Origin of the sequence: Coleofasciculus sp. G2-EDA-02, assembly GCF_040226375.1 — a bacterium.
GTDB lineage: Bacteria > Cyanobacteriota > Cyanobacteriia > Cyanobacteriales > Coleofasciculaceae > Coleofasciculus.
The window spans coordinates 1-17668 of record NZ_JAVKEW010000235.1 but is presented as its reverse complement, the minus strand read 5'-3'; the positions used below and the strand labels follow the sequence as shown (position 1 = coordinate 17668).

General features: G+C 45.1%; 14 protein-coding genes and 1 pseudogene. 10 read left to right on the top strand and 5 right to left on the bottom strand.

The window, feature by feature from the left end; all coding sequences use genetic code 11:
• The first annotated feature begins 272 nt into the window (after positions 1-272).
• The 4 genes from rppB (at position 273) to RLO19_RS27255 (ending at position 5514) form a co-directional block, all read left to right on the top strand.
• The gene (rppB, locus tag RLO19_RS27270) at positions 273-1667 is read left to right on the top strand and encodes a two-component system sensor histidine kinase RppB (RefSeq protein WP_446360511.1); all 1395 of its coding nucleotides are present in this window, start codon (positions 273-275) and stop codon (positions 1665-1667) included.
• 346 nt (positions 1668-2013) lie between these two features.
• A complete protein-coding gene (locus tag RLO19_RS27265; protein WP_446360510.1) occupies positions 2014-2436 on the top strand; it encodes a CsbD family protein in 423 nt (140 codons plus the stop codon).
• Between the two features lie 420 nt (positions 2437-2856).
• Entirely contained in the window at positions 2857-4299 is a 1443-nt protein-coding gene (locus RLO19_RS27260; RefSeq protein WP_446360509.1) for a hypothetical protein, read from the top strand.
• 444 nt (positions 4300-4743) lie between these two features.
• On the top strand, positions 4744-5514 hold the full coding sequence (locus RLO19_RS27255) for a transporter (RefSeq protein WP_446360508.1): 771 nt from the start codon (positions 4744-4746) through the stop codon (positions 5512-5514).
• A gap of 3 nt (positions 5515-5517) precedes the next feature.
• On the opposite strand, the gene RLO19_RS27250 is transcribed toward RLO19_RS27255, so the two are convergent.
• Positions 5518-5655, bottom strand: coding sequence for a hypothetical protein (locus RLO19_RS27250; protein WP_446360507.1), 138 nt, complete (start codon positions 5653-5655; stop codon positions 5518-5520).
• Positions 5656-6062: 407 nt separating this feature from the next.
• A complete protein-coding gene (locus RLO19_RS27245) occupies positions 6063-6194 on the bottom strand; it encodes a ribbon-helix-helix protein, CopG family (protein ID WP_446337852.1) in 132 nt (43 codons plus the stop codon).
• A 60-nt stretch (positions 6195-6254) separates the two neighbouring features.
• Here RLO19_RS27245 and RLO19_RS27240 point away from each other — a divergent pair, with 60 nt between their 5' ends.
• The 4 genes from RLO19_RS27240 (at position 6255) to RLO19_RS27225 (ending at position 12427) form a co-directional block, all read left to right on the top strand.
• Complete coding sequence (locus RLO19_RS27240) at positions 6255-7580, top strand: RNA-guided endonuclease InsQ/TnpB family protein (protein ID WP_446360506.1); 1326 nt, start codon at positions 6255-6257, stop codon at positions 7578-7580.
• A 949-nt stretch (positions 7581-8529) separates the two neighbouring features.
• Positions 8530-10851: a heavy metal translocating P-type ATPase gene (locus RLO19_RS27235; protein ID WP_446360505.1), complete on the top strand. Its 2322-nt coding sequence runs from the start codon at positions 8530-8532 to the stop codon at positions 10849-10851.
• A gap of 116 nt (positions 10852-10967) precedes the next feature.
• Positions 10968-11204, top strand: coding sequence for a hypothetical protein (locus RLO19_RS27230; protein ID WP_446360504.1), 237 nt, complete (start codon positions 10968-10970; stop codon positions 11202-11204).
• A 560-nt stretch (positions 11205-11764) separates the two neighbouring features.
• A complete protein-coding gene (locus tag RLO19_RS27225; protein WP_446360503.1) occupies positions 11765-12427 on the top strand; it encodes an acetoacetate decarboxylase family protein in 663 nt (220 codons plus the stop codon).
• An 819-nt stretch (positions 12428-13246) separates the two neighbouring features.
• Here RLO19_RS27225 and RLO19_RS27220 read toward each other — a convergent pair.
• The 3 genes and pseudogenes from RLO19_RS27220 to RLO19_RS27210 form a co-directional block, all read right to left on the bottom strand.
• On the bottom strand, positions 13247-13687 hold the full coding sequence (locus RLO19_RS27220) for a chemotaxis protein CheB (protein WP_446360502.1): 441 nt from the start codon (positions 13685-13687) through the stop codon (positions 13247-13249).
• Positions 13612-14223 (bottom strand): chemotaxis protein CheB, encoded by a 612-nt coding sequence (locus RLO19_RS27215; RefSeq protein ID WP_446360512.1) that lies wholly within the window; start codon positions 14221-14223, stop codon positions 13612-13614. Before RLO19_RS27215 ends, RLO19_RS27220 begins: the two co-directional genes overlap by 76 nt.
• A gap of 12 nt (positions 14224-14235) precedes the next feature.
• Positions 14236-14376 (bottom strand): annotated as a pseudogene (locus RLO19_RS27210) (chemotaxis protein CheB); the annotation flags it as partial.
• A gap of 533 nt (positions 14377-14909) precedes the next feature.
• Here RLO19_RS27210 and RLO19_RS27205 point away from each other — a divergent pair.
• Positions 14910-16907, top strand: a complete 1998-nt coding sequence (locus RLO19_RS27205) for a glycoside hydrolase family 10 protein (RefSeq protein ID WP_446360501.1) — start codon at positions 14910-14912, stop codon at positions 16905-16907.
• Between the two features lie 362 nt (positions 16908-17269).
• On the top strand, positions 17270-17668 hold a 399-nt coding region (locus tag RLO19_RS27200), incomplete at its 3' end, for a Uma2 family endonuclease (protein ID WP_446360500.1).

Here is a 17668-nt window from a genome sequence, read left to right as displayed (position 1 = left end):
GATAATTGACAATTGATTAATTGGGTCTAAAACCTCTTCGTTTACGAAGAAATTAAAAAAGATTTTCCTTAATTTCAATCCTCTTCTTTTAAGGAGAGGTCATTATCCATTGTTCATTATCCATTGTCAATTTGTGAACGTAGAACATTTATTCCGTCATTTGTTAGCTTCCTTGCTTACCTAGAAGGGCGGGTTTAGTCACATCCGGGTGCAAAAGAAACGATAATAGTGAAACCCGCCCCTACACCCCTACACCCCATCTCCCTGATCAGATGAATCAAAATCAATTATTCCGCTCAACTCGGTGGCGACTGGCTGGTTGGTATGCTGGCGTTATGGGTTTAATTTTGGGTGTTTCGGGTTTCGGGGTGTATGAGGCGATTGCTCATGCTCATCGCGTTAGTGCTAATCAAGAGTTGAAGTCAGTGGCGGGGATGTTGCATGATAGTTTAGAACCGACATTAAGACAACCGGGGCGTCTGGAAACAGCCGCAAAGCGACGTTTACCCAACCTGTGTTTAATGCGCGATCGCACGGTGGATAATCAGACTCAATCTACCTTGGGGGAGTTTTGTACAGCCGAGAGACATACTTCACCTGCTCATCGTTTGAGTGCGATTCATCAAGGCGATTATTTTATCCGCTTCTTCGATAAGTCTGGACAACTGATTGCTCAATCGGGATCACCACCCCAGCAATTGTCTACTGAGTTAATCCCTGAAAACGCCACAGAACAAAGCTTACTCACCCTTAAGGATACGTCAGGCTTACGCTACCGACACCTGGTTTTAGCCTTGGATACCCCAACCAATGAGCTTTGGGGATATCTCCAGGTTGGTCGTTCTCTAGCAGATTTTGATGATTATCTCGCCTCAGTCAGAATCATGATGTTACTGGGGTTACCTTTGGCTATGTTGCTCGTCGGTGTCGCCGCCTGGTGGCTAGCCGAGTTAGCCATGCGCCCGATTTACCAATCCTACCAGCAGATTCAACAATTTACCGCCGATGCTGCTCACGAATTGCGGACACCCTTAGCGGCGATTCGAGCCACCGTTGAATCGGTTCTCCGACTGGCTTGTATCTCAGAAGCTGAGAGTCGCGAGACGTTGCAGGTTATTGAACGTCAAAATTATCGATTATCTCAACTGGTGAGTGATTTATTGCTGTTGTCTCGTTTAGATCGAAAAATTCAACACAATCAATGGCATCTTTGCTGTATACAAGACTTGCTCAATGATATTGAAGAAGAACTCGCCGCCCTCGCTATGACCCAGCAGATTAAGTTAACCACAGATATTCAGGTTGATCAACCCATCCAGGTTTTAGGAGATGAAGAACAGCTTTATCGACTGATATTTAATATTGTCGTGAATGCGCTGCATTATACACCCGCTGGGGGTCAGGTTAAGGTTAGTCTGGATTGCCGGGATCAGTGGGTGTTGATTCACATCCAGGATACAGGAATTGGCATTGCACCTGAACATCAGAAGCACATTTTTGACCGATTTTATCGAATCAATAGCGATCGCGCCAGGGTGTCGGGAGGTTCAGGGTTAGGGTTATCGATTGCTCGTGCGATCGCCCAAGCTCATCAGGGTACTATTCAGGTACACAGTGAATCAGGTAAGGGAAGCCAGTTTACAATTCGGTTACCTAAAAGCGTTTAATACCCAAAACTACCGCAACATCTGCTTTTCCTTGGTTTCCCCCGTGCAAAAAAAGCTCCCGCATCCTCTGGCTTCCCCGTGCAACAAGAGCGAAGCATCCTATGGCTTCCCCCTTTTTAAGGGGGACGGGAGGGGGATCTAAAGGGGGACGGGAGGGGGATCTAAAGGGGGACGGGAGGGGGATCTAAAAGGGGGACGGAAGGGGGATCTATAGGGGGACGGAAGGGGGATCTATAAGGGAAGAGGAAGATCTAAATAGGCAATAAAAATTTATGTCTAATGAAGGAACCCGAATAATCAGCCACCCTGTTATAGTTTCAGAATGCCAAACCTTCAAAAAATAACCATGAAAACTAAATCCATGATCAAAAATACTCGAAAAGTCGTGATGAAACTCCTACCCGCACTCTTTTCTCTAGTGTTAGTGACATTAACTTGGACAGGCGCATTTTTTAATGCAACGCCAAAAGCCCAGGCTTTAACCGTAAAAACGACACCGTTTATCCTTGCCGATAGTAACCCAGTTGATCAAGTATTCGGTTCTGGAACCAGCGACCAAATTCAAGGGAAAGCCAAAGAAGACATCGGCACCGTAGAACGAAATGTGGGCAAAGCCAAAGAAGACGTTAAAGGTTCAGCAAAGCAAGCTCAAGGGCGGGCGGAACAAGATACAGGTCGCCTTAAAAATCGCGCCGAAGATGCAGGTTCGGATATGGAAGAGGCTTCTCAAAATCTGGGAGATGCGATTAAGAGTTTGTTTGGGGAATAGTACCCTGGTCAACCTAAACGGATTGGCGAAGAACTCCTGAATAAATGGTAAAATCGGCTAGTAAAGAACCGCTTTGCTGACTTCAGTAGAAATGTCCTCAGGGGCGTTTCTACTGAATAGGTTTATCAATGGATAATTAATAATTGATAATTGATAATTGATTAATTGGGTCTAAGACCTCTTCGTTTACGAAGAAATTAAAAAATTATGGTTCTTTTACTGGATCTGGAGGAATTTGAAAGCGCAGTGATTAGAGGTAGTCGTTAACGTTACCCAATTTAAATCCATGACAGCTGATCATCCCTAATCAGAAAGATTTCATCTTGATTTCATATTTTTCTGTCAAACTAAGAAATATCCAGAAATCATTTTGGACAGAGAGTTGGATGAAACCTTAGACCTGTTCAGCAGATAGCTACTATGGGAAATCGATATATCAAACAACTTAGCGCACTCGCGATCGCGACAACCTTAATCATCGGCTCTGCACCCAAGCCGATCATGGCACAGCAGCGCAACGCCGTGGCTCATCCCCGCACTCCCTACCGCCTCAGCTTCTATAACCGCCACAGACGCAGTTACCGAGTCGCTAGTGCGCTGCATTTTGCACATAGCAAGCTCCATGATGTTTTGCTTTTAACTCCCTTCCAGCGTCATGGTGAAGAAGATACGAAGCTTTACCAGGAAGTTCTGGCGTTTTACCAAAATCCACCCCGGATTGAGCCAACGATGGAATTATATGCGCCTTATACAGCGCGTGCAACGTGGCGACTCTTCCGCACCATTGACTCCGTGCATTTACTCCACGAAATGACTGAGGATATCATGGCAGATTCAGATATTCCTTGGAATGAAAAAGAACAGGTACTCAAAGAAGCTTATGACTATTATAAATCCACCTATAAAGACATTGCTTTGAGTCCCGCACCCCTAGATGTAACCATGCGTCGCGCTGGGGTAATGATGAAGCCCTACTTTAGCCTAACTCGGAATTATTATCCGAAAAATAATAACTTTTTCTATGCCGCTCATTGGTGGCATCCAGCGATTTATGAGTCGATGATGATTGGCGGAAATGATCAGGAACAGGACAAGATGATCCAGAAAATGGAAGATTTGTTTAGTTCCCAAGTTGTTCCCAATCCCCCGATGCGGATGATATTAAGTCGAGAAGGCTCACCCCGTTACAGTCGTCTTTCTCCGGAAACGGCGAATGTTTTTGATAATTTACACATGCTCCATGGCATTACTTATGATATTTTTGCTTACGATGGGTGGACAATTGAGCAAAAACGTGCTGAATTGAATCGGGTTTTGGATGCGATGAGTTATCAGCCAGGGGATGAGAAATTAGTGCGGAAGTTTACCACACCTAAGCCTGATTTAAATCCGTTAGTTTATGATGATTGGATTAAAAGTTCAGATGGTGCGATGGCACAAATGATGATGGAAATGTTGGCAGAGATGATGCCAATGATGATGCAGCACCATGGGGGTATGGATTCCCAGATGGATCATAGTGAAATGGATTCCCAGATGGATCATAGTCAGATGGATTCCCATGGACATCATGGTGAGATGAGTCCTCAAATGCATCAGATGCATCAACAGTTAATGGCACAGTTGAAACTGAAACTGACTCCGGGAATACAATCGGGTGAAATGCCGGGTTCATTTATGGATGCGATGATGGAAATTATGCCAAATATGCCGATGTCTCCTGAGATGATGGCACCGGGTAAAGTTAATCCAATGATGATAGAGGCAATGCTGAAAGGTTGGCAGGAAAAGTATGGCAATTTACCTGATGTTGAACCGATTCCGATGGGGAGTGAGCCATCAGCACAAACATTTTTAGAGTAGGCTCTTTAGGTTCGCCGTTGTGCTGTATTCGCCATAAATGCTGATATCACCCACGACAAACTTTTAAGAGAGGTTCCGGTGGAACTAATACCAAATCCGCCTTTATTACCCCCTTCTGCCACGGCGATTGAAATCGCTGCTACACAAACTTTCGTCCGCCTACGCGGACTAGGTTATAACGGGGGTAGCTAACCCGGATTTGGTATAAATGCTGATATCACCCACGACAAACTTTTAAGAGACGTTCCACCGGCACGTCTCTACAAAAGGGCGAATAAAGGCGACAATATCCCAGTTTTAACTGATACTTTGCACCTGTTTCAATAGATTGTGTTGAGTTTAGGCGAGATTCGTAAACCCCCAACGCTTTGAGCAATGGTGCGTTACGCTTCGCTAAAACACCCTAAAGTTGGGTTTGAATTTATAGTATTAGGAGTGAGAAAAATGAAACATTCATTGCAGCCGCTTACGGGTTTAACTGTTATCATTTTAACCATCGCAACATTTGGGCAATCAACCGCACAAGCCTCTGACCATTTCAACTTAGAAGAAGGATTACCGATTGAAGTTGAAGATGCCTATCCGGTTCCTGATCAAGGATTAGAAATTCAGGGACAATTCCGATACGATCGCGCGGCGGATGGCGAGGATCAGTTTATCCTGGAACCGCGCTTGGAGTATGGCTTTGCCCCCAACTGGCAAGGGAAAATTACTGTTCCCTTTGAATTTGGATCGCAGGAGGATGGTATCGGGGATGTGGGTGTGGAAGTGTTTTATAATTTCAATACAGAAACGCTGAAAACACCTGCGTTTGCGGCGTCTTTGAGTGCGGATCTACCGACGGGTAATGATAGTGCGGGAGTTGATCCGACGTTGAAGTTAATTGCGACGAAAACATTAGGAACCGGGGCAAATTTAGATCGCCTACATTTGAATGTGGCTTATGGTTTAAATGATCAGCGCCAAGATGGGGAACGCCGCGATCGCTTGTCTGGTGTTTTGGGGTATAGTCGCCGTCTAAATTCAGAAGCGCTGCTGCTGACGGATTTTGTTTATGAGCAGGAATTAGAAGAGGATAAGGAAGCGTTTCTGCTGGAGTTGGGGGTTCGCTATCAACTGACACCTCTGAATGTGTTATCGGTTGGGGTTGGGGTTGGTTTAAGTGAGGAGTCTCCTGATTTTAGGGTTACGGCTGGATTTCAACAATCTTTGTGATGGTTAAGCACCATTCTCAATTAGGCGGTTAAAACATATCACCCAGCGATCGCGGAGAGATAAGGTATAGTTAAGCACCATTCTCAATTGGGCGGTTAAAACCGCAGCTACACAAACTAAACCCGCCTGCGCGGGTTTCACAACCCTTGATTTTTCGGATAGTCCGCGTAGGCGAACTTCGTTTTTAGGGTTCCGCGAATTCCATTCGCCAGGGTTTGTTTGAGGTTCTTAATGAGTGTACTATTTCTCTTATGGTGCTGAGTATGGGAATTATTATCTGGTTTCAAACGCGATCGCATTCCCGGCGCTAATTTTTATCCCTCATAGGAATTCACGGAAATTCCAATAATTGTAGGTGAAATGTTGACCGAGCGCTGCCCTAGTCTAAACGCCTAATATAAAGTTCAGGGGAATTATAACAACAATTGTAGGGGCACCATTGCCGTGCCCCTACGGTTTCAACAGGTTCGCGAGAGTCCCCACCACGACTCGCTAGCAGGGTGGGGAGGAATAGCTCTTAATCGGAGGGACGGAGATTCCCAATATACTTAGTCTGGTAGTTGCTTAATCCAGTCTTGGACAATTTCTGACATTGAGACACCTAGCCTATCAGATTCTTTCTTAATTTTCTCTTTCTCTTTGTCGGTCAGTCTGACAATTACCTTATTCGTTCTAGCCATTTTCCGGATTCAGTGTTATCCTGTGAGTACATACATATAGGATAACTAAGATTTCAGCAAATGCCAGTTCGACGTGTAACTTTTCGGCTATACCCCAATAAACAGCAAGAGCAGACATTGCGGTATCACCGTAAGTTACACAAAGACTTGTACAACGCTGCTATTTGCAATCGGTTCACTCAGTACCAAAAGTTTAACCATCGGGTTGACTATTTTGAGCAACAAAACTCTTTACCTGCTTTTAAAAAAGTTTGGACAGAGTATAAGGAATGTAACTGCATGACCTTGCAAGCCACTTTAAAGCGTGTTGATTACGCATTTAATCGCTGGTTTAAGGGGTTAGCTAAACGTCCTAAATACAAGTCAATCAAGCATTATTCTGGTTGGACTTATCCGAGTAAAACGGGTTGGAAGGTACACACAAGGGGCGACAATGGTTATCTGGAGTTAGCTAAAATTGGCTCAATCCAGATGCGTGGTAAAGCCCGGATTTGGGGGACTCCGACAACCTGCACCATTGTCTACCGTCATGGAAAATGGTACGCTAGCATAACCGTTAATTTAACTGAATTGCAGGCAGCGACAAGACAAACAGATTTTGGTTCAGTTGGCATTGACTTTGGTTGCAAGTCAGCGTTGGCGATAACTGATGGGGAAAACCATTCTTTTATTGAAGCCCCTAAGTTTTTGCGAAAAGCTGAAGCAAAGATTAAACATCTTTCTATTGGGAAGCGTCGTAAAACGGCTCCCAATAGAAGGAAGAAACAGAAAGGCTCTAGTCGGTGGAAAAAGACCCAGGCAAAAATTAGCAAGGTAACTCGTAAAGTAGCTAATCAGCGCCAAAACTGGGTACACCAAGTAGCAACAGACATTGTACGCTGTAATAGCTTCGTTGCTACGGAAAAACTAGAAGTCTCGAAAATGACCCGCTCTTCCAAAAAAGGCAAACGCAAAAAACAAAAAGCTGGGCTAAATAAATCCATCTTAGACGTAGGCATGGGAATGCTAAGGTCAGCGATTGAATATAAAGTAAAAGACGCTGGCGGGGTTTTTATAGAGGTTCCTACTCGCAAGGTGAAACCATCCCAAACCTGCCCTAACTGTGGAAATCAGCAGAAAAAGACCTTAGACGAAAGAGTTCACCATTGCCATAAATGTGGATTCACGATGGATAGGGATTTAGCCGCAGCATTAGTAATGCTTTTGTGGGCGTTAGGAATTCTACCGGGGTTTGGAACGAGCCTCGTAGACGCAGATGGCTCTAGCTCTACTTCAGAAACCCGTGAGCGGAAACGAACGGGAAGCATGAAGCAACTAGGTCAGATGAAGCGTCAGAAACACAGTCCTGCTGGTCTGGTTGTAGAAACCCAGACCTCTACAAAGTAGGTCTGGGTAGTTCATTCTTATCTTTGTTTCAATCCCTGATAGGGATTCAGGGGGATTTCGACTCAATAGAATCAGCCATTTATTTGTAGCCATTTTGTTAGTTTCAATCCCTGATAGGGATTCAGGGGGATTTCGACCGAATACGTTACGATGTACGAGCCTAGAAATGGGTTTCAATCCCTGATAGGGATTCAGGGGGATTTCGACCATAATGGTCAAGCCTGGACAGGGGGTTTTTATGGTTTCAATCCCTGATAGGGATTCAGGGGGATTTCGACTGCCGGCCTCTGAAACGCTTACTGTATTTAGTTTTCAAGGTACAAATCCGAGAGACTCCGTTAAATATATCATTTCCAGCTTCAGCCGACAAGAGGTATCCAAAAACAAACCCATTCAAACCCAGTCCCAGTAAAGCTTTCAGCGTTTCCGAGAACCTCTCTCTGAGGCAAATGCCCTCAAACCTAGATGAGACAAGGAATACAGCCCGAAAATCAGACTCGCCCAAAAAAACACCTACCCCCTCTCGGATTTCACCCCAAAACATTGACCTGATCATGCTTCAAACTCAACACATCAGGTTGCAGTACAACCATCCTAGCCCACCCCATCTCCTTGTTGCCATCTCCCCCATCTAACTTTTCACGGGAGGACCTAGAAACCTGCATCGGGGCGGGTTTAGTCACATCTAGATGCAACCGAAAAGGTAGTAGTAAAACCCGCCCCTACACAATCTCCCACTCTCCCACTGCATCGGGGCGGGTTTAGTCACATCTAGGTGCAACCGAAAAGGTAGTAGTAAAACCCGCCCCTACACAATCCACCTTGACTCTCCAGTCTAATGGAGACTTTATCCTATATATATAACACCCTTAAGACCTTAAAACCTGCCATCGCCCCCCCGCACCCCCGCCCGCCAAACTTCCCAAACTGCTACTATCAGGAGTCAACTATGGAAACTAGCCATCTACGACTACAAGGAATGGGTTGCGCCTCTTGCGCCACCACCATTGAACAAGCCATCCAAAACGTTCCTGGCGTTGTTGAGTGTAATGTTAACTTTGCCATGGAACAAGGTTCTGTAACCTATAATCCCAAGGCGACAAACTTAGACACCATCCAAAAAGCCGTCGCCGATGCGGGATATGGGGCGCAACCCTTAGATACCACCCGAATGGGTGAAGACACCGATGCCGAAAAAACCGCACGGGAAGCCCATCAACGGGATCTCAGACGTAAAGTTATCGTCAGCGGCGTTATCAGCCTCATCCTCGTCGTCGGTTCACTTCCGGCGATGACAGGATTGCACATTCCCTACTTTCCCTCCTGGCTGCATAATGCTTGGGTTCAACTGGTTTTAAGTACACCTGTACTCTTTTGGTGCGGTCAATCCTTCTTTGTCGGCGCATGGAAAGCCTTTAAACGCCATGGCGCGGATATGAATACTCTGGTGGCGCTGGGGACAGGTTCCGCCTATTTCTATTCTCTGTTTGTTACCCTTTTCCCTGGCTTTTTAATCACTCAAGGATTATCACCAGATGTGTATTATGAACCCGCCGCCGTGATTATTACCCTCATTTTATTGGGGCGACTGTTGGAAAATCGGGCGAAGGGTCAAACCTCAGAAGCGATTCGCAAGTTAATGGGATTACAAGCGAAAACAGCGCGGGTAATTCGTAAAGGTGAAGAAGTTGATATTCCCATTGAACAGGTTATCGTCGGTGATGTTATTGTAGTCCGTCCAGGGGAAAAGATTCCCGTCGATGGGCAAGTGGTTGATGGTGTATCTACCATCGATGAATCCATGGTAACTGGAGAACCCATCCCGGTAAAAAAACAAGCGGGAGATGAAGTGATTGGCGCCACGATTAATAAAACCGGGAGTTTCAAATTCCGCGCCTCACGAGTGGGGAAAGATACCGTATTGGCGCAAATTGTCAAATTAGTGCAAGAGGCGCAAGGGTCAAAAGCCCCGATTCAGAAACTCGCAGATCAAGTCACTGGCTGGTTTGTACCCGTTGTGATTGCCGTTGCGATCGCGACTTTTGTAATCTGGTTTAATATTATGGGTAATATTACCCTTGCCACGATTACTACCGTTGGGGTTTTAATTATCGCTTGTCCCTGTGCGTTGGGATTAGCTACCCCGACATCCATTATGGTTGGCACCGGATTAGGCGCAGAAAATGGCATTTTAATTAAAGGCGGAGAAAGCTTAGAACTCGCCCATAAACTTCAGGCAATTGTTTTGGATAAAACTGGCACGATTACCCAAGGCAAACCCAGTGTAACTGATTATGTAACCGTAAAAGGAACAGCGGATCATCATGAAATAAAACTCCTAGGATTAGCCGCCGCCGTGGAAAGACTTTCGGAACATCCTTTAGCCGAAGCCATCGTTGATTATGCCAAACTTCAAGGTGTTGAATTCCCCTTACCCGATGGCCAAAACTTTGAAGCCGTTGCGGGAATGGGGGTGCAAGGAACAGTAGAAAATCACTTGATTCAAATTGGTACTCAACGCTGGATGGATGCCCTAGAAATTAATACCCAATCCCTCCAAACCCAGAAACAAACCTGGGAAGCCGCGACAAAAACCACCGCTTGGATTGCCGTGGATGGTAAGGTTGAGGGATTAGTGGGCATTGCTGATGCCTTAAAACCCTCCTCTGTTGAGGCGGTAAAGAAACTGCAACGCCTAGGGTTGCAAGTGGTGATGCTCACAGGAGATAATCAACAAACAGCAGACGCGATCGCACGAGAAATGGGTATCCAGCACGTCTTTGCCGAAGTGCGCCCGGATCAGAAATCCGCCGTCATCCGATCTTTGCAAACCGAAGACATCAAGAAAACACCGAATTCAAAACCCAAAACCCAACATTCAAACCGTATTGTTGCCATGGTAGGCGATGGAATTAATGACGCCCCAGCCTTAGCCCAAGCCGATGTAGGAATCGCCATTGGTACGGGTACAGATGTCGCCATAGCCGCCAGTGATATTACCCTGATTTCCGGTGACTTAAATGGGGTTGTTACCGCGATTCAACTCAGCCACGCCACGATGCGAAATATTCGCCAAAATCTCTTCTTTGCCTTTATTTACAACACGGCAGGAATTCCCATCGCGGCAGGAATTCTTTACCCCTTATTTGGCGTATTACTGAATCCAATTATAGCCGGGGGAGCAATGGCGCTGAGTTCTATTTCCGTGGTAACTAATGCCTTAAGGCTGCGGAATTTCCAGCCCAAAATCATCACTCATCCTGCTAAGTAGGATACACCCAATTATCAGTGAAATCCTGTATTGGCGACCCGATAATATCAATAAACAACCAGAATAACCTCAACTTTATCTGGTCGCCACTTACTAATCTAGGAGGAATCAAAACAATGTTAACCAAACCCAAAACCTTAGCTTATCTGATTAGTTTAGGACTTCTATTCGGAGTCGCTGCCAATCCAGCCACGGCTGAAATGTCAGAACATCAGTCCCAGCAGACCAGTCAATTCCGCCGAATTGAGCAATCGTTACCGCTAAAAGTCGGTGTCACCCTAGGCGGTTTAGCGTTAATTGGTACAGAACTTTGGTGGTTTTTCTTTAGCAAAAATAAAGCTAATAAAACCTAAGTTAGCTGTGTAAAATTAAACCCAAGCGATTAAACTTACTACAAACCCAAGCTAATCTACCAAATTAGGTGTACCACGCCACTACTAACAAAGTCCGCTTGACAAGGAAATGAAAAAAACTAAGGGGTGTGAAACTTTGAAACCCGCGTTAGCGGGTTTCGTTGGTTTAGCCTAGCTAACTATTCCAGACTAAAATCATAGTAAAAAATTGAGATAAGCAAGTGCCTCTTTCTGTAGGATAGTCATAGCCTATCCGTCTCTATATCTGAAGGAAGAACAACCTAGAATCTGTTTGTATTCACGAATACAATCCAACTTAACATTAGATTCCTACTTACAACTTTTGATAGAGGTTTGGCGCAGTCATAACAATTATTCTGGGCATCAAGATTCATCTAGATCAACCGATTTATCCGGCTATCTGTGTAAATCTTTGTAAAGATCGCTCACATCCTTTTGCGTCAAGGTGCCAAAGTTTTTTAGGTCAAGACATAGTACCGTTTATTTATGTCCGACTACTTAGGTAAAACCTTTTCACTTTTGTAAAAAAGTTAGTTAAGATGGCATATCCTCCAGCTCCTTGGACACTGCAAGGCTACAGTATCCAGACCTTGCACTTGTTTGATATTGCCAAGGTGCACCCGTTTGTTCCTTCTGAATTGGAAATTATTTCTGTTTTACCCGGTAAAACTCTTGGTGGAATTTACGCGGCGTTTTATGCTTTAGGTTCCACCTTAACCTATAGCGAGTTAATTATTGTCAGTGCTGTAACTCGTTATGCGGGTAAATTCGGTACTTGGATTTCCCACATCTACGTCGATAATGCTGATTCGATGGAAGGGGGGCGAGAGATTTGGGGACTCCCCAAGGAACTCGCTCAATTTAGGTGGGAATTAGGGGAATGCTCTGGTGTAAACGTGCATCAAGGAGATCAGTTACTCTGTAGTATTAGCTACGATTGGCAACTTCCCCAATGGCGACAGCCGCTAAGTTTACCCAGTTTTAGCGCTCTCGGTTCTAACCTGCTCTCCTTTGAGGGTAAAGGTGAGATTGGGTTGTCTCTAATTGGTGTCAAGGTACAAATACCTGTACAAAGTCCTTTCTCTACCTTGGGTTTAGACCAACCTTTGCTGGGCTTTTATGGTAACCAATTGCGTCTGCTTGCAACTGCACCAGTCGTTATCGGAGAGAGATCTGTCCCCTTCAGTGAATCGCGACTATAAGTTCTACCCAATCCACTTTTATAATCTTCTTTATCAATGGATAATTAATAATTGATAATTTACAATTGATTAATTGGGTCTAAGACCTCTTCGTTTACGAAGAAATTAAAAAAGATTTTCCTTAATTTCAATCCTCTTATTTTAAGGAGAGGTTATTATCCATTGTTCATTATCCATTGTCAATTTGTGAATGTCCTGATGTAGAGACGTTTTCTACAACAGCGATACCAATTTAGAAGAACTGAAGGTTGAAAAAAACTGGATAGATATTCTGCCAAAAGGAGTAATTCTATTTCAATTAATAACTAATATTTCTTTAGATAGATTTCATTAGGAAATTATTAAAATTAAATAGTAAGTAAGCTAAGGCACGTTTAACTTACCGACTAAGTTTAGAGGGAGGCTAAAGTTTTTCTCAGCTCTATAGCACTGGCAAGTTACATATTGACCCGCTTAAAAAATAAACTGGCAGCCAGTTAATTGACTGATGTTTCTTATAGTCGGGAAATTCAGTTGAGGTTGTTTGTGGATAGATCAGCGACTGTCAGTATATTTGCTCATTTATCAGTAGTGATAACCAATAATTTAAGCCTAAAGATAGGGTATTTTTCAGCAAATATGCTTCTGCTCAAGACGTCGGTTTTCCGATCATCACCCGACAACTATTCAACCCAAGAATTAGCCAATATAAGAATAGAGTTACACAAGTGAAGGTGGCTTATGTTTCCATTCTGGAATTGGGATAATGCTTGCTGCGGTGGAGAACCTGTTTCTCGGAAAACCAGCTTAGAGCGTAAAATTGTCGTTAAAACCGCTAGATTAACTATTGCCTGATTCTGTCATCACCAAGCTTACTAGAGTGGAGGCGATCGCATTCATCGGCACAACGAAATCTACCGCACCCGTTTGAATTGCCGCAGACGGCATCTCGAAAAACTCACAACTGTCCTCATCCTGGGCGATGACTTTACCACCCATCTTATGAATAGCCTTCACCCCCAAAGCACCATCGCTGCCAGTACCAGAAAGAACTACCGCGATCGCACGCTCTTTAAAAGTCGCTGCCACTGACTGCAACAACAGATCGGCAGAGGGGCGATCAAAGTCCACAAATGCTGCCTGAGAGAAAGAAAAGGTACCGTTCGGGTTGACCAGCAGGTGTTCAGTTGGGGGGGCAATGTAAGCTATCCCCAGTTGTATTGACTCTCGAGCAAACCTTTGTCGTTTAGAGAGTACAGCATACCGCCGCAGTCCGGACAAGCCAAGCTTGCAGGTTTTCCAAACTCACGCTCTCGCATAGCCGCCCCATTGAGTTCCACAATATCGGGTTCTATCTCTATCTCGTTCTCACTAGACATGGTTTTTGCTCCTTCCTCAGTCACAGGTTCATGGGCTAGACTCACTAATGTGGAGGCTATTGACGACACCGGCAGGATATGGTCAACATCTACGTGTTTGATCGCACTCTTCGACATTCCCGAAAAAAGGGCATCATTGGGATCTTGAACAATCGCCACACCGCCAAAGCTTTTCACTTCCATAAGCCCTAAAGTACCATCGTCTAGGGTACCCGATAGCACCACACCGACCACTCGGCGTCCATACGCCTTCGCTGCCGTGCGAAATAGGGGATCGACCGCCGGACGGGAGCCGTTCTCCTTCGGACCGTACACTAGGCGGACGTAGCCGCGTTTGACTAGCAGGTGGTAGTCCGGAGGGGCTACGTATATGCGCCCTTGTACGAGCTCCTCATTCCCTGTAGCATGAGCCACTGGCAAGGAAGTTTTTCTGCTCAAAATATTCGGCAGAAAGCTTTTAAAGTGGCGTGAAATATGAATGACAATGAAGATTGCTGCTGGCAGGTTTTCAGGCAAAGTAGCAACCAGTTTAGTCAGCGCTTCCACCCCGCCGGCGGAGGCTCCAACAACGATGATGTCGTGACCTGGCATTTATTTTTTCTTCTAGAAGGTGGGAGAATATTTATTTGATGAATCCAAGGAGATGATAACCATTGTTGATATTTCATGCTACTACTGTTGAAGAGAATAACAAACTATTATTTTCCTCAACGTCTCCCCATGGTAGGAATGTTAACGACCCCCAAGCTTGCTTGCGCTACAGTGCGGACTTGCAGACTTCTCCCATCTAAAGTATGAGCATAAATCTAACAAATCTTGATTAAATAACCGGCGAAGACAGCGCAACAAGACATTGTTTTATATAACTTGGGTCGGCTCGAAGACGCGGCTGCCAGCTATTATCATGCTGTGGACGTTATTGTCATTTGTAAGGGTTTGAGGTCTATTTACATAACTTAATATAGTTGAGTTTATTTCCACCAACCTACTTAGTACAAGATAGGCTGGCAAAATAATTGGGCGAGAGGCTGACGTTGATACCGATGTCCCGGATAATCAAGATAAGGCATCGAACCTTACCTATCAAACGCTTCGAGCATTCTCTCTCTAGGTGACGAATCCTAATGGCAGCATCAACTCCCCGTTTCCCCGATATCCAAAACCACTGGGCGCGTTCATTCATAGAAGGGTTAGCCCAAGCAGGTATGATTAGTGGTTTTCCTGATGGGCGTTTTCGTCCTGATGATCCCATGAGTCGGGCGCAGTTTGCTGCTTTGTTACAAAACGCTTTCTCTAAACCCAGTAAACGCCCTAATGTTCCTTTTGTCGATGTTCCCGCTAAACATTGGGCAACTGGCGCAATTAGTAAGGCGTATCAAACGGGGTTTATGTCGGGATATCCGGGAAATCGGTTTCGCCCAGAGGCGAGTATTGCCAGAGTGGAAGTGTTGGTATCCCTGATAGCGGGGTTGGAGATAAGTACCAGTGGATTAGCACAGGTGAAAGCCGCCCTACCGGAACTCTATCAAGATTTTGGTGAGATTCCCAGCTATGCTATTGATCGGATTGCGATCGCAACCAATACCGATATGGTGGTGAATTACCCACAGGTCAAGCGTTTCAACCCCCTCAAAGCAGCAACTCGTGCCGATGTCGCCGCGTTTATTTACCAGGCTTTAGTCTATACCGGTCAACTCGACGCCATTGGCTCAGACTATATTATCGTGCGCCAGAAAACCGCGAAACTGAGCCATCAACGGGAGTTTCGTGGGGCGTGGATAGCTACCGTTTGGAACATTGATTGGCCCTCGCAACGGGGACTGTCTGTCGCCCAACAGCAACGGGAACTGCTGCAAATTATTGACCGCGCTGCTAATCTCAAGTTAAATGCGTTAATCTTGCAAGTTCGACCTACAGGTGATGGGTTTTATGCCTCCCCGTTAGAACCCTGGAGTGAATGGCTTACCGGAATTCAAGGTCAAGCCCCCGATCCTTATTATGACCCTTTAGAGTTTGCGATCGCGGCTTGTCATCAGCGCAATATTGAACTACACGCCTGGTTTAACCCCTACCGCGCCAAAACCTCCTCCCAAAATTCCACCAGTGTCGCCCCTCACATTACCATCACTCATCCCGAATATGTGTATCAATACGGCAATCAGAAGTGGATGGACCCTGGTGTCAAAGTGGTTCAAGATTTAACCTATAACGTAATTATGGATGTAGTGCGGCGCTATGACGTAGATGGCATTCACCTGGATGATTATTTTTATCCCTATCCCATCGCCGGTGAGAATTTCCCCGATGATAAAACATACAATGCTTATCGAGCCAAAGGCGGCACCCTTAGCCTAGGCGATTGGCGGCGGGAAAATGTCAATCAAATGGTTCAGCGCCTTTATACGGGGATTCGCGCCACAAAGAAACAGGTCAAATTTGGTATTAGTCCCTTTGGCATTTACCGCCCCGGACAACCCGCTCAAATTAAAGGTTTAGATCAATACGAATCCCTGTATGCTGACCCGAAAAAATGGTTAGCAGAGGGATGGATTGATTATATCGCTCCGCAATTGTACTGGCGTATTGACCCCCCAGCCCAAAGTTATCCCATTCTCCTGGAATGGTGGACTGATAATAATCCAAAACAGCGACATATTTATGTCGGCAATCGGTTAAGTATGTTGGATGATAAAGACTGGTCTTTTTTGGAATATGAACGACAGGTTGATATTACTCGCAATCTGGCTCCTCAACTCTCGCTAGGCAATATTTTTTATAATATGAAAATCTTTAATGAAAATCGTTTGGGGGTAGTTGAAAAGTTCCAAGCGTCTGTTTATAATCAACCCGCTTTGTCTCCAACCATGTCGTGGCTGAGTGATACACCGCCAGCGATTCCCGTTAGGGTGAGAGTCATTGGGAATAAGCTGATTTGGAGTGCAGCAGTTAATGCCAAAATTCGCTCCTGGACAATTTATCAGCAGCAAGGTGATAACTGGAGACTGCACAAAATTTTGCCAGAGGAGACAACCGAGGCTGAATTAGCACCGGGAACCTATGCAGTTTGTGCTGTAGACAGACTGGCGAATGAAAGTTTAGGAGTTGTGGCGTCTATTCAATAATGTCTTTGAGATGTGGAAATCATGGATGTAGACAAAGGGAACAGGGAACAGGGAAATACATAATTTAAATGCACATCAGTTTATTCATGATATACCGTAGGGTGGGCACTGCCCACCATTTGTCAATTTAAGCCACATTACCCACGATAGGATATTGGGTGTGGGGTATGGGATGTGGGGTGTGGGGTGTGCTGACAGGTGTAGGTTTTTTATTTTAGGGTGGGGACAAGACAAGGAGGACAAGGAAGGAAAGAAGACAAGGGGGAAAAACCATACAGAATTAGGTTCGGTCAAACTAACTTCTAAAAGCCGAAACGCCCTATTTTTCGTTAAAACTCTTCTTTTAATATTGGGTAAAGCTCATGAATACTGTAACCTTAAATTTAGACACCATTCCCTTAACCGACGAACAGTTCTATCAATTATGTCAAAATAATCGCGAGTTTAACTTTGAAACGACGGCGCAGGGAGAATTAATTATCATGCCACCCGTTGGCGGAGAAAGTGGGAATCGAGAATCTGAACTGATTGCTGATTTGGTCATCTGGAATCGGCAAACTAGCTTGGGTTATACCTTCAGTTCCTCCACAATATTTAAGTTACCCAATGGTGCGAAACGCTCCCCAGATGCGGCTTGGATTCGCCGAGAACGCTGGGAAGCGCTCCCCCCTGAACAACGGCGCAAATTTCCCCCCATTGCACCCGATTTTGTCATCGAATTAAGGTCAGCCACAGACGATTTGCAACCGTTACGTGACAAA